Below are 12,621 nucleotides of genomic sequence, written 5' to 3'. Positions count from 1 at the left end.
GTGGCACGACCCGGTCCGGGCGCGTGCATCACTGGTGCCGGGACGTATCGAAGCCTCCGGCCCGTCGTCATGAGGAGGGTCCGGTGTCTGATCTGAACGTCACGCCGCTCAACGCGCTGCACCACGAGCTTGGCGCCCGGATGGTGCCCTTCGCGGGCTACGAGATGCCGGTGCAGTACCCGCTCGGCGTCATGAAGGAACATCTGCATTGCCGCGCCCGCGCCGGGCTCTTCGACGTGAGCCACATGGGACAGGTGATCCTGCGCGCGCCGGGTGGCTACCCGCAGGTGGCGCGCGCGATGGAGGGGCTGGTGCCCGTGGATCTGCTGGATCTTGGCACGATGCGCCAGCGCTATGGCTTTTTCACCGACGACGATGGCGGCATCCTCGATGACCTGATGCTGGCCAATCGCGGCGATCACATGTTCGCCGTGGTCAACGCCGCCTGCAAGGCGGATGACATCGCGCATATGCGCGCGCATCTTTCCGGCGTCGAGATCGAGGAAATCACCGACCGCGCGCTGCTGGCGCTGCAAGGTCCCGCCGCCGAGGGCGTGCTGGCGACGATGCTGCCGGGCGTGGCGCAGATGCGGTTCATGGATGTGGCCGTCCTGCCATCGGATCATGGCGAGCTGTGGATTTCGCGCTCGGGCTATACCGGCGAGGACGGCTACGAGATTTCCGTGCCCGCGGATCAGGCAGAACCGCTCGCCCGCGCGCTGCTCGCGCACGCGGACGTGGAGCCCATCGGCCTCGGCGCGCGCGACAGCCTGCGGCTGGAGGCGGGACTGTGCCTCTACGGCCACGATATCGACACCACGACAAGCCCGGTGGAGGCGCGCCTCGCCTGGGCCATTCAGAAGGTGCGCCGCGCGGGTGGCGCGCGGGCGGGCGGCTTTCCCGGCGCCGCGCGCATCCTGCGAGAACTGACAGACGGCGCACCCCGCGCCCGCGTCGGCCTGCGCCCCGAGGGGCGCGCGCCAATGCGCGAGGGCACGCCGGTTTTTGCCGCGCTCGAGGGCGGCGAGGCCGTGGGCCACGTCACCTCCGGCGCCTTCGGGCCGACGATCCAGGGGCCGGTGTCGATGGGCTACGTGCCGCGTGACCTCGCCACCAAGGGCACCACGGTTTACGGCGAGGTGCGCGGCAGGCGGATGGCGGCCACGGTCGTCGCGCTGCCCTTCACCCCGGCCAATTTCAAACGCTGAACAACAGGGAGAGACCCACCATGAAATTCACCGAAGAACACGAATGGCTCCGCGCCGAGGGCGATGTCGTCACCGTTGGCATCACCGGCCACGCCGCCGAGCAACTGGGCGACGTGGTGTTCGTCGAACTGCCCGAAGTGGGCACGATGGTCACCCGCGACGACGAGGTCGTGGTGATCGAGAGCGTCAAGGCCGCGTCCGACATCCGCGCGCCGCTCGACGGCGAGATTGTCGAGGTCAACGAGGCGCTGGTGGACGAGCCCGGCAAGGTCAACGAGGACCCCCTGGGCGATGCGTGGTTCTTCAAGATGAAACCCTCGGAGCCCGGCCAGATGGACGAGTACATGGACGAGGGGGCCTATAACGACTTCATCGGCTGAGCCGCTCGCCCGTCGGGGACGCCTCCGGCGGGAGTATTTTTGCCAAGAAGAAACCGGGCCCGCGCGCGCCGCAGCCCGGTATAGCGAGGACCAAGCGATGCCCTTCACGCCGACAGACTACCTGCCCTACGATTTCGCCAATCGCCGCCATATCGGCCCCTCGCCCTCGGAAATGGAGGGCATGTTCGAGGTGCTGGGCGTGGCCGATCTCGACGCATTGATCGACGAGACGGTGCCGAAATCCATCCGGCAGGAGGCCCCGCTCGATTTCGGCAAGCCCAAGTCCGAGCGCGAATTGCTGCATCACATGCGGGTCGTGGCGTCTAAGAACAAGGTGCTGACCTCGCTCATAGGGCAGGGCTATCACGGCACGGTCACGCCGCCCGCGATCCAGCGCAACATCCTCGAAAACCCCGCCTGGTACACCGCCTATACCCCCTACCAGCCGGAAATCAGCCAGGGGCGGCTCGAGGCGCTGTTGAATTTCCAGACCATGGTGAGCGACCTGACCGGCCTCGAGATCGCCAATGCCTCGCTGCTCGACGAGGCGACGGCGGCAGCCGAGGCGATGACCATGGCGCAGCGCGTGTCGAAATCGAAGGCAACCAGCTTCTTCGTGGACGAAAGCTGCCACCCGCAGAACATCGCGGTGATGCGCACGCGCGCCGCGCCGTTGGGCATCGAGGTGATCGTCGGCGCCCCCGACGAGATGGAGGCCGACAAGGTCTTTGGCGCGATCTTCCAGTATCCCGGCACGCATGGGCACCTGCGCGATTTCTCGGACGAGATCGCGGCGCTGCACGAACACAAGGCCATCGGCATCGTGATCGCCGATCCGCTGGCGCTGACCCTGCTCAAGGAGCCGGGCGCGATGGGCGCCGATATTGCCGTGGGCACGACGCAGCGCTTTGGCGTGCCGGTGGGCTATGGCGGTCCGCACGCCGCCTACATGGCCTGCCGCGACGCCTATAAACGCGCCATGCCGGGGCGCATTGTTGGGGTGAGTGTCGACAGCCACGGCAACCGTGCCTACCGCCTCAGCCTGCAGACCCGCGAGCAGCATATCCGCCGCGAAAAGGCCACGTCGAACGTCTGCACCGCGCAGGCGCTCTTGGCGGTAATGGCGTCGATGTACGCGGTGTTTCACGGGCCAAAGGGTCTCAAGGCAATCGCCCAGCGCATCCACCGCAAGACGGTGCGGCTGGCCCGCGGGCTAGAGGCCGCCGGATTCCACGTCGAGCCCGGCGAGTTCTTCGACACGATCACCGTGGACGTGGGCCTGTTGCAGCGCGGCGTGCTGCAATCGGCGGTGCGCGAGGGGGTGAACCTGCGCCGTGTCGGTGACACGAAGATCGGCATCACGCTCGATGAACGCACGCGCCGGGCGACGGTCGAGGCGGTCTGGCGCGCCTTTGGCATCGTCATGCAGGACAGCGATCTGTCGCCCGAGTATCGCCTTCCCGAGGCACTTGCGCGGCAGAGCGCGTATCTCACCCACCCGATCTTTCACATGAACCGCGCCGAGACCGAGATGATGCGCTACATGCGACGGTTGGCAGACCGCGATCTGGCATTGGATCGGGCGATGATCCCGCTGGGAAGCTGCACGATGAAGCTCAACTCGGCGGCCGAGATGATGCCGGTAAGCTGGCGCGAGTTCTCGCTCCTGCACCCCTTCGCCCCCGCCGATCAGGCCGAGGGGTACGCCGAGATGATCGGTGATCTCAACGCCAAGCTATGCGAGATCACCGGCTATGCCGCCATTTCCATGCAGCCCAATTCCGGTGCGCAGGGCGAGTATGCGGGGCTCTTGACCATCGCTGCATGGCACCGCGCGCAAGGGCAGGGGCACCGCCGCGTCTGTCTCATCCCGACAAGCGCGCATGGCACCAACCCGGCGAGCGCGCATATGGTCGGCTGGGACGTGGTAGTCGTGAAATCGGCGGAGAACGGCGATATCGACCTCGACGATTTCCGCGCCAAGGCCGAGAAACATTCGGAAAACCTCGCCGGGTGCATGATCACCTATCCCTCGACGCATGGCGTGTTCGAGGAAACGGTGCGCGAGGTCTGCGAGATTACCCACTCCCACGGCGGGCAGGTCTATATCGACGGGGCCAACCTCAACGCGATGGTGGGCCTCTCGCGGCCCGGCGATCTGGGCGGCGACGTCAGCCACCTCAACCTGCACAAGACTTTCTGCATCCCGCATGGCGGCGGCGGGCCCGGCATGGGGCCGATCGGCGTGAAGGAACACCTCGTGCCGCACCTGCCCGGTCACCCGGCGACCGGCGGCACCGAGGGACCGGTGAGCGCCGCGCCCTATGGTTCGCCCTCGCTTCTACCGATCTCGTGGGCCTATTGCCTGATGATGGGCGGCGCTGGGCTCACGCAGGCGACACGGGTTGCGATCCTCAACGCCAACTACATCGCGCGACGGCTTCAAGGGGCCTATGACGTGCTCTACAAGGGCCGCAACAATCGCGTGGCGCATGAATGCATCCTCGACGTGCGCCCCTTCGCCGATAGCGCGGGCGTCACCGTGGACGACATCGCCAAGCGGCTGATGGATTGCGGCTTTCACGCGCCGACGATGAGCTGGCCGGTGGCCGGCACGCTGATGGTCGAGCCCACCGAGAGCGAGACCAAGGCCGAGCTTGACCGGTTCTGCGACGCGATGCTCGCCATCCGCGAGGAAATCCGTGCCATCGAGGAGGGGCGGATGGACCGCGAGAACAACCCGCTCAAGAATGCCCCGCACACGATGGAAGACCTCGTGCGCGACTGGGACCGCCCCTATAGCCGCGAGCAGGGCTGCTTCCCGCCCGGCGCGTTCCGGGTGGACAAGTACTGGCCGCCGGTGAACCGGGTGGACAACGCCTATGGCGACCGTCACCTCGTCTGCACCTGCCCGCCGCTCGAGGACTACGCCGACGCGGCGGAATAAGGCGGGCCGAAAAGAATTGGGACGGCCATCCTGGCCGCCCCTCCCGTGATGGAAATTACCTTGTTTTTATTGACCGGACCCCGGAAGGGCCGCGGCCGCGTCGGAAGAGGCTGCACCATCACTCACTATGATCACCGTCCCCTCACGCAAGATCACGCTAGCGCGAAAAGGTGAGTCTGTCATACCCTGATTGGGCTATTTCGCGTCCGCCTCCGCGACAAGCGGCGCCAGCCGGTCGAGCGCGGCACGCCAGTGCCGGAAGAACACGAGCTGCCCGGCATCCTCGAACAGGTGATACTCGATCCACGGGTGATCGCGGCGGAATTCCTCGTATGTTGCGCGCGGCACCTGAGGGTCCTGCGCGCCGTTCATCAGGATCACCGGCAGCGCCCCCTTCAGCGCTACCAGATCGCCGCTCCAGTCCTCGAGCTGCCCGCCGACAAGCTGGCGTGCGAACGCCTCGTGCGCCGAATGCGTGGCCGACAGCGCCACCTCCGAGCCATCCAAAATCGCCTCGGACACCTCCGGGTTCTCGAAGGTGGCGATATCGGCCCCGGACTCGCCGTAGATCGCGCGGGTGAACCCGCTCTTGCCGATCCGGCGCGCGAGGAGGAACCCTGCCTTGACCATGAACGGCAACAGGTGTGGCGTGTATTTCGCCCCGGCGAGGATGAAGCGGTGCCACTTGTCCATCCGTTCGAACTGTGCCCGCCGGGTGAGCGGCAGCATCCCGGCGCAGGCGAGGATGCCGGTGATCCGCGCTGGGTCGCGCCGGGCGAGCTGCACCGCATAATAGAGATCGTCCCCGAGGCTCAGCACCGGGCAGCGCCGCACGCCCTCGGCACGCAGCACCCTCTCGGTATCTTCGAGCAGGGCGGCGTCGTAATCCGCCCCGTGCGCCACCATGTCCGATGACCCGTAGCCCGGCCTCAGCGGCACGATCACCCGTAATCCCCGTGCCCGCGCCTCGGCCTCGGCGCTCGCGGGCCAGCGCACCAGCCCGAAATCCATCGGCAGGTAGAGCAGCGGTCGCCCCGCCATGTCCCCCAACACCATCCACGCGACCCGCCGCCCGTCCGGCGCGACAAGCGTCCTGTCGGCGGATACCTCGTGGTCAGGATGCGCGCAGGTCACGCCCTGCCGCGCGGGGGGTGATGTCACCGTGGCCGTCGTCATGTCGATCATCGACAGCGCCAGCCGCACCAGTTCCAGCTGCGAATGGGTCTCGGTCTTGGCGAGGATCGACTTGATCTGTGCGCGGATCGTGTCGGGAGAGCGCCCGCGTCCCGCCGCGATCTCGGCGATCGAACGGCAATCGACGAGGTGGCACAGGATGTCGCCCTCCGCCCGCGTGAGATCGAAGGCCTGCCGCAGGATATCGCAGAACCCTTCGGGCAGGTGCAGCCCGTTGGACGCGGCGAGCACCAGATCGGTGCCGTCCGACGCGGTGCAGCGTTGTAGCCGCAGCACCATCAGGTGCCCGGGCCCGTTGCCGCGCAGACGCAGCATCGCCGTGTCCTTGCCCAAGTCGGCGAACAGCATGGAGAGCGCGGCGGCAAGGGCAGGGCGGTCGTCGCCATGCAGCGGCAGATCGCGGATCGTTGCCCGCTCGGCGATGCCCATCAACCGCCGCGCCGCCGGGTTCGCGGCGCGCACCGCGCCACCACGGTCGAGCACCAGGGCTGCCACCCGCTCGAACGGGGCGAGCATGGCGTCGAGCCCGTCCTTGCCGGTGCCTGCCTCGCCGATCGCGGCGCGGTCGAGAAACGCGGTGGCCCGTCGGAAATGCGCGGCAATCTGCGGATCGTCGAGCAGGCGCGGCGCGCTGAGGTCGACATGCGCGCGCAACGGGGCGACGGTGCTCTCCCAATGATCGAGAAGCGCCTCGAACCGCTCGGGATCGAGCGCCACGTCGTAGAGACGGTCGATGGTCTCGGCACGGTCCGCATCGGACAGCGTTACTGTCGTGCCGCCGCCCGTCCCCGCCGCGTCCGGGCCGTCGTTGTGCCGTGATGTCATCGAGGGCCTTGAATCCTGAGAGCCAATTGCACGCAGTATTGACACCGCGGGTGTCAATTTCAAGGCAAGTGGGGCCCCGCGTCAGGCAAGATCGGCAAAGTGATCGCGCAGCGCCGTCCATGTTGTCTCGCTGCCCGCGCAGAGCAGCAGGCCCTCGCCGAGCGAGGTGTCATAGTCGTGCCCGTCGAGCATCCGCGCCACCCCGCCCGCGCGCTGACAGATCAGCACGCCCGCCGCGTGATCCCACGGGTTGAGCCGGTCCGACAGGACGAAATCCACCGCACCCTGCGCCAGCAGGCGGTATTCGTGGCACGAACAGCGCAACGCCGTGGCCTGCCCCAGCGCGGCGAGGCGCGGATAGAACGCCTCCTGCCGTGCCTGCCCCATCAGCGACACATGCACATACCCATGCAGATCGCCCAGCGCACCGCCAGCCGCCGTGGTGGCCGCGCGCTCAACCCCGCTGGCCGCGACGAGCCGTGCGGAGGTGGTCTCGTCGGCGAGGATCCAGTCGTCGCCCACGGGATCGTAGAGCAGCCCCAGCACCGGGCGGCCAAACCGCGTGACAGCTATGATCACGCCGAAGAGCGGCAGGCCGTGAACGAAATTCCACGTCCCGTCCACCGGGTCGATGATGATCGCGAACTCCGCCTCGCTGACCTCGTCGCGCAGCTCTGGCCGGTCGGCGACGGCCTCCTCACCGACGATCAGCGCATGGGGAAACAGCCTTTGCAGCCCTCGCGCGATCATCGCCTCGGCCGCGCGGTCGGCCTCGGTCACCAGATCGCGGGGGCCGGTCTTGGCCGTGGCCTCCGCGCGCGTGATCGAGCGAAAGCGCGGCAGGATCTCGGTGCGCGCGGCGCGCCGCACGAGGTTGACCAACGCGGTCTGCTGCGCGGGGCTGAGGGGCGCGGAGAGGGCGATGGGCAACGAATCGGTCATGGTCTCTCCCTGTGGGTGCCGGGGTTGATTGCCAGCCGGACGTGACGAATTCAACGCGGCGCTTTGGTCGTCGGGTGCGGATCGAATATTTGGGGCAAGATGAAGCGGGGCGGTGTCATTCGCGGGCGCGCAGCACCCTTGCGGGGCGGGCGCGCAGCGGGCCGAGGGCAAAGACCAGCCCGGCCAGCAGCGTGATCGCCGTGCCGCCCGCGACGATGGCAAGCGCGGAGGGCCAGATCACGGTGAATGGCGTTTCCATCACGAATCGACTCACCGCCCAGCCACCGCCGATGCCTGCGCCCAGCGCCACGATGCCCGCGGCGGCCCCGAGGATCAGCGACCTCAGGGCCAGCCCCGCCAGGATACGCGCGCGCGTGGCACCCAGAACCTTGAGGATCGCCGCCTCGACGCTGCGCGCGCGGGCATCCGCCGCCGCCGCGCCGATCAGCACCAGGAACCCGGTCAGAAGCGTCACCGACGCCCCCCACGAGGTGGCCGACGCGAGGCTGGCCAGCAGGTCCGTCACCCGCATCAGTGCGTCGCGCACGTTGATCGCGGTGACGTTGGGGTGGCGGTCGGTCACGTCGCGCAGGATCGCCTCCTCGGTCGCCTCGCTGTCAGCATAGACCGTGGCGATGAAGCTGTGCGGCGCGCCCGCCAGTGCCGAAGGGTTCATCAGCATGACGAAGCCCATGCCAACGCTGGAGAAATCCACTTCGCGCAGCGAGGTGATCGGCGCGGTGACGTCGCGCCCGAGGATGTTGACGGTGATCTCGTCTCCGATGCCGATCCCCATCTCGGCGGCCTCCTCGGCGGCAAAGCTGAGCTGCGGCGGCCCGGTATAGCCCTCGCCCCACCAGTCCCCGGCAGTGAGCGTGGTGCGCGCGGGCAAGCTATCAGCGTAGCTCACCGCGCGGTCGCCCTCGACCACCCAGTGGCCGGGGGCCACCTCGCGCGCGGGGCGGTCGTTGATGCGGGATATGATTCCGCGCAGCATCGGTGCGTGATCGACGCGGGCGACGCCCGGGTCGTCCTTCAGCCGGTCGAGGAACCACTCCATCTGGTCCTCTTGCAGATCGACGAAGAAGAAGGACGGCGCGCGCTCGGGCAGGTCGGCGGCGATGGCGCGGCGCAGGTTGCCATCGATCTGCCCCACGGCGGCCAGCACCGACAGCCCCAGCCCCAGCGCCAGCATCACCGGCCCCGCCGTATTGCCCGGCCCGCCGATCGCGCCCAGCGCCCAGCCCAGCGCGGGCCGTCCCCGCAGGCGCGGGCGCAGGGCGCGCGCCGCGCGGGTGGTTGCCGCTGCCGCCAGCCACAACAGTGCCAGCGCCCCGATGATACCACCCGCCGTCCAGAGCGTCAGCGGGGCATTGCCGGAAAACAATGCCGCCGCGATCACCAGGAGCGCGAAGAGCACGGCGGTGATCAGCACCCACGGCCAGCCCGGCCAGCGCGCCCCGCCGATCCCCGCGTCGCGGTAGAGCGCGGCGGCGCGCACCTCGCGCGCCCGTGCCAGCGGCCACAGCGTAAAGATGAGCACGCTCAGCACCGAATAGAGCGTGGCCTCGATCATCGGCGCGGGGTAGGGCGCAAAGACCGCCGGCACCGGCAATTGCGCCGCGATCACCGGGCCCAGCGCCACCGGCAGCCCCACGCCGAGGATGAGCCCGCCCGCGATCCCGAGCAGTGCCAGCACCGCGACCTGAAGGAAATATATCAGAAAAACAGTTCTTTGGTCGGCGCCCAACGTGCGTAGTGTGGCGATCACCTGCACCTTGCCCGCAAGATAAGCCCGCAGCGCCGCCGAGATACCGACGCCGCCCACCGCGAGGCCCGATAGCCCCACCAACACGAGGAACGCGCCCAGCCGGGTGACGAATTCGGCCACCTGCGGGCTGGCGTTGCGGGCGTCGGTCCAGCGCGCGCCGCTGGTGGAAAGCTCTTCTTCGGCGCGGGCGGCGAGGGCGTCGAGATCGGCGTCCGGCGGCAGGTCGAGCCGGTAGCGAGAGGTGAAAAGCGAGCCGGGCGCCAGAAGCCCCGAGCCATCGAGCGCCGTCCGCGCCACGATGGTGCGCGGCCCGAGGCCAAAGCCCGCGCGCGACGGGTCGGGCTCGCGCACGATTTCAGCCGTTAATGTAAACCGTTGTTCTCCAAGCCGAAAGACGTCACCGACCCCGATGCCCAGCCGGGTGGCCAGCACCGGCTCCATCACCGCGCCGGGCAGGCCATCGCTACCCGCGAGAGCCGCCTCCAGCGGCATGTCGGGGTCGAGGGCCACGCGACCGACCAGCGGATAGGCCGCATCGACCGCCTTGACCTGCGTGAGTTCGCGTGCCTCGCCGGCCACCGCCATCGACCGGAAATCGGCGATTTCCGAGACGCGGGCGGCGGCATCTTCCATCCACAACCTCTCGGTTCGCGACGCGAACCTATAGGTTAGCTCGATCTCGGCATCGCCGCCCAATAGCTCTGCGCCCTGCGTGGCGAGCCCGGCCTGCACGCTCTCGCGCAGGGTGCCGACGGCGGCGATGGCCGCCACCCCGAGGATCACGCAGCCGAGAAAGATGCGAAAGCCCCGCAGCCCCCCGCGCAACTCCCGCCCAGCCAGCCGGGCCGCGACCCTCAGGCTCATGCTGCGGCTGCCGGGGCAATGCGCCCGTCACCCAGCGAAATCACCCGGTCGCAGCGCGCCGCCAGCGCCGGGTCGTGGGTGACCAGAACCAGCGTCGCCCCGTCGCGGTCGCGCAACCCGAAGAGCAGGTCGATGATCGCCGTACCGGTGGTGCTGTCGAGGTTGCCGGTGGGTTCGTCGGCGAGGATCAAAGCGGGGCGCGGCGCGGCGGCGCGGGCGAGCGCCACGCGCTGCTGCTCGCCGCCCGAGAGCTGCGAGGGATAGTGGCCCGCCCGCGCCTCGAGCCCAACGGCGGCAAGCTCTTCCATCGCGCGCGCACGCGCGTCCCTGCGCCCGGCAAGTTCGAGCGGGGTTGCCACGTTTTCCAGCGCGGTCATCGTGGGGATGAGGTGGAATGACTGGAACACCACGCCCATATGCGCGCGCCTCAGCCGCGCCAGCGCGTCCTCGTTCATGGCACCGAGGTCGTGGCCGAAGGCGCGCACGGTGCCCCCGGTCGCGCGCTCCAACCCGCCCATCAGCATCAACAGCGAGGATTTGCCCGATCCCGACGGGCCGACAAGCCCGATCGTCTCGCCGCTGTGGACATCGAGCGTAATCCCGTGAAGTATCTCGACAGGGCCGGCATTGCCTTCGAGCACGAGCTCGACATCGGCCAGGGAAAGAAGGGGAGAGCTCATGGGGTTGCGCCTGTTTTGCCAGTGTTTTCTGTCATATGGGGTGGCCCGGCACCTGGGCAAGGCGCTCGTGCTGTTTCTGTGGATGGCCGTGCCCGCGCAGGCGGGCGAGGAGGCGGCGGCGGACGCGCCCGTCACCGTGCTGGCGCTGGGCGACAGCCTTACCCAAGGCTATGGCCTGCCGCAGCAGGACGGTCTGGTGCCGCAATTGCGGCGGTGGCTGGCGGAACGTGACATCAACGCGGAGGTGATCAATGGCGGTGTGTCGGGCGACACCACGGCGGGCGGTGCCGCGCGCGTGGGCTGGAGCCTGACGCCAGAGGTGGACGCGATGATCGTGGCGCTGGGCGGCAACGACCTGTTGCGCGGGATCGACCCGGCGGTGAGCCGCGCCAATCTCGATACCATTCTGGCCGAGGCGGCGGAACGCGACGTGGACGTGCTGCTGGTGGGGATGCGCGCGCCGGGCAATTACGGCGCTGACTACAAGGCCGGTTTCGACGCGATCTACCCCGATCTCGCGGAAAAGCACGGCACGCTGCTCGCCCCCGATTTCTTTGCCGGGCTGGGCGAGGGCGACCCTGCGGCGCTGCAACGTTTCTTTCAGGGCGACGGCATTCATCCCAACGCGACAGGCGTGGCGCGCATCGTCGATGGGCTGGGGCCGCACGTGGCCGCGCTGATCAAGGCCGTTAAATGAGAACGGGCCCCACAAGGGGGCCCGGTTCAACCGTCTCGCCAAGGGCGGAAGCGCCGTTCAGGCGAGGGCGATGTCGCTGGCGGACTGACGCCCGTCGCGGCCCGATTCGATTTCGAAGGTCACCTTCTGGTTGTCTGCGAGGCCGGTGAGGCCCGCGCGCTCGACTGCGGAGATGTGGACGAAAACGTCCTTGCCGCCGCCGTCAGGTGCGATAAAGCCGAAACCCTTGGTGGTGTTGAACCATTTTACTGTGCCAGTAGCCATGTGCCCTGAACTCCTAATTGTGTGCTGCCCGCGGAAGTGCGGCAGCTTGGCTCGTCGTCGTGCAAGATCGAGTGACTGAGCCGATAGAAGGACAGGTGGTCGATAGCCGTAACGTTAGCAGGTGCAATATGGGCCCCGGCGACGAGAAACGCAAGGGGTATCGTGCGGTCCGGGCAATATCACAGCACCGTCACCACGGTGCCTGTCGGGACGCGCTGGTAGAGATCCTGCACATGGGCGTTGATCATGCGAATGCAGCCATTGGATACCGAGCGCCCGATGGACGAGGGCTGGTTGGTGCCGTGGATGCGGTAATAGGTGTCGCGCCCGTTCTGAAACAGGTAGAGCGCGCGCGAGCCAAGCGGATTTTCGGGCCCGCCGGGCTGGACGTAGTCGTTGCCACGAAAGCGCGCGTAGGTTTTCGGCTCACGCTCGATCATCTCGTCAGTGGGCCGCCATGTGGGCCATTTCTTTTTCACGTCGATGGTGGCGGTGCCGGTGAATTCGAGCCCCGCCCGCCCGACGCCCACGCCGTAGCGGCGTGCCTCGCCGGGTGCGGTGACGAAGTACAGAAAATGCGCGCGCGGCAGCACGACCAGATGCCCTGGCGCGTAGGCGTCGCTGAACGTCACCTGCTGCGGTGTGAATATCGGGTCGAGTTCGAATGCGCGGGCGCGGCCCGGCACAAGGGCAGGAGCGGCCAGCGCGGCGAGGCCCGAAACGACGAGAGAACGGCGGTCGATCATGTCACTTCCTCCACGGATCCTTTCAACATCCTATATATGGCCTTGCGTGCCGCGGGTTTAAGTCAAAACGCGGTGACCGCGGCGAAAATCGCGGCACTGTGGC

At 68.1% G+C, this 12,621-nt stretch carries 10 protein-coding genes; 4 read left to right on the top strand and 6 right to left on the bottom strand.

The window, feature by feature from the left end; genetic code table 11:
- The first annotated feature begins 83 nt into the window (after window positions 1-83).
- From gcvT to gcvP, 3 genes are all read left to right on the top strand, one after another.
- On the top strand, window positions 84-1,208 hold the full coding sequence (gene gcvT, locus CRJ03_RS00655; RefSeq protein WP_104016991.1) for a glycine cleavage system aminomethyltransferase GcvT: 1,125 nt from the start codon (window positions 84-86) through the stop codon (window positions 1,206-1,208).
- 20 nt (window positions 1,209-1,228) lie between these two features.
- On the top strand, window positions 1,229-1,588 hold the full coding sequence (gene gcvH, locus CRJ03_RS00650; protein ID WP_104016990.1) for a glycine cleavage system protein GcvH: 360 nt from the start codon (window positions 1,229-1,231) through the stop codon (window positions 1,586-1,588).
- Window positions 1,589-1,685: 97 nt separating this feature from the next.
- Window positions 1,686-4,535, top strand: a complete 2,850-nt coding sequence (gene gcvP, locus CRJ03_RS00645; RefSeq protein ID WP_104016989.1) for an aminomethyl-transferring glycine dehydrogenase — start codon at window positions 1,686-1,688, stop codon at window positions 4,533-4,535.
- A gap of 195 nt (window positions 4,536-4,730) precedes the next feature.
- Here gcvP and CRJ03_RS00640 read toward each other — a convergent pair whose 3' ends face one another.
- From CRJ03_RS00640 to CRJ03_RS00625, 4 genes are all read right to left on the bottom strand, one after another.
- On the bottom strand, window positions 4,731-6,554 hold the full coding sequence (locus CRJ03_RS00640; RefSeq protein WP_104016988.1) for a bifunctional helix-turn-helix transcriptional regulator/alpha/beta hydrolase: 1,824 nt from the start codon (window positions 6,552-6,554) through the stop codon (window positions 4,731-4,733).
- Window positions 6,555-6,635: 81 nt separating this feature from the next.
- Window positions 6,636-7,496: an inositol monophosphatase family protein gene (locus CRJ03_RS00635; RefSeq protein WP_104016987.1), complete on the bottom strand. Its 861-nt coding sequence runs from the start codon at window positions 7,494-7,496 to the stop codon at window positions 6,636-6,638.
- A gap of 115 nt (window positions 7,497-7,611) precedes the next feature.
- On the bottom strand, window positions 7,612-10,131 hold the full coding sequence (locus tag CRJ03_RS00630) for an ABC transporter permease (protein ID WP_104016986.1): 2,520 nt from the start codon (window positions 10,129-10,131) through the stop codon (window positions 7,612-7,614).
- The gene (locus tag CRJ03_RS00625; protein WP_104016985.1) at window positions 10,128-10,811 is read right to left on the bottom strand and encodes an ABC transporter ATP-binding protein; all 684 of its coding nucleotides are present in this window, start codon (window positions 10,809-10,811) and stop codon (window positions 10,128-10,130) included. Before CRJ03_RS00625 ends, CRJ03_RS00630 begins: the two co-directional genes overlap by 4 nt.
- Between CRJ03_RS00625 and CRJ03_RS00620 the strand changes: the two genes are divergently transcribed.
- Window positions 10,810-11,508 carry an arylesterase gene (locus tag CRJ03_RS00620; RefSeq protein WP_104016984.1) on the top strand — a complete coding sequence of 233 codons (699 nt, stop codon included), beginning with the start codon at window positions 10,810-10,812 and terminating at the stop codon, window positions 11,506-11,508. The two genes, CRJ03_RS00625 and CRJ03_RS00620, sit on opposite strands and share 2 nt — an antisense overlap.
- 57 nt (window positions 11,509-11,565) lie before the next feature.
- On the opposite strand, the gene CRJ03_RS00615 is transcribed toward CRJ03_RS00620, so the two are convergent.
- Together CRJ03_RS00615 and CRJ03_RS00610 are read right to left on the bottom strand one after the other, a co-directional pair.
- Complete coding sequence (locus CRJ03_RS00615) at window positions 11,566-11,772, bottom strand: cold-shock protein (RefSeq protein ID WP_104016983.1); 207 nt, start codon at window positions 11,770-11,772, stop codon at window positions 11,566-11,568.
- A 179-nt stretch (window positions 11,773-11,951) separates the two neighbouring features.
- The gene (locus tag CRJ03_RS00610; protein WP_206018273.1) at window positions 11,952-12,518 is read right to left on the bottom strand and encodes a L,D-transpeptidase; all 567 of its coding nucleotides are present in this window, start codon (window positions 12,516-12,518) and stop codon (window positions 11,952-11,954) included.
- Between the last annotated feature and the right edge of the window lie 103 nt (window positions 12,519-12,621).

Origin of the sequence: Roseovarius nitratireducens (assembly GCF_002925845.1) — a bacterium.
Taxonomy (GTDB): domain Bacteria; phylum Pseudomonadota; class Alphaproteobacteria; order Rhodobacterales; family Rhodobacteraceae; genus Roseovarius; species Roseovarius nitratireducens.
This window is presented reverse-complemented; position numbering and strand designations above follow the sequence as displayed.

What these genes read in the sequence shown, in the direction of transcription:
- CRJ03_RS00640 (WP_104016988.1), bottom strand. Translation starts at nt 6,554, where the DNA reads ATGACATCACGGCACAACGACGGCCCGGACGCGGCGGGGACGGGCGGC.
- gcvH (WP_104016990.1), top strand. Translation starts at nt 1,229, where the DNA reads ATGAAATTCACCGAAGAACACGAATGGCTCCGCGCCGAGGGCGATGTC.
- gcvP (WP_104016989.1), top strand. Translation starts at nt 1,686, where the DNA reads ATGCCCTTCACGCCGACAGACTACCTGCCCTACGATTTCGCCAATCGC.
- CRJ03_RS00630 (WP_104016986.1), bottom strand. Translation starts at nt 10,131, where the DNA reads ATGAGCCTGAGGGTCGCGGCCCGGCTGGCTGGGCGGGAGTTGCGCGGG.
- CRJ03_RS00620 (WP_104016984.1), top strand. Translation starts at nt 10,810, where the DNA reads ATGGGGTTGCGCCTGTTTTGCCAGTGTTTTCTGTCATATGGGGTGGCC.
- CRJ03_RS00635 (WP_104016987.1), bottom strand. Translation starts at nt 7,496, where the DNA reads ATGACCGATTCGTTGCCCATCGCCCTCTCCGCGCCCCTCAGCCCCGCG.
- CRJ03_RS00610 (WP_206018273.1), bottom strand. Translation starts at nt 12,518, where the DNA reads ATGATCGACCGCCGTTCTCTCGTCGTTTCGGGCCTCGCCGCGCTGGCC.
- CRJ03_RS00615 (WP_104016983.1), bottom strand. Translation starts at nt 11,772, where the DNA reads ATGGCTACTGGCACAGTAAAATGGTTCAACACCACCAAGGGTTTCGGC.
- CRJ03_RS00625 (WP_104016985.1), bottom strand. Translation starts at nt 10,811, where the DNA reads ATGAGCTCTCCCCTTCTTTCCCTGGCCGATGTCGAGCTCGTGCTCGAA.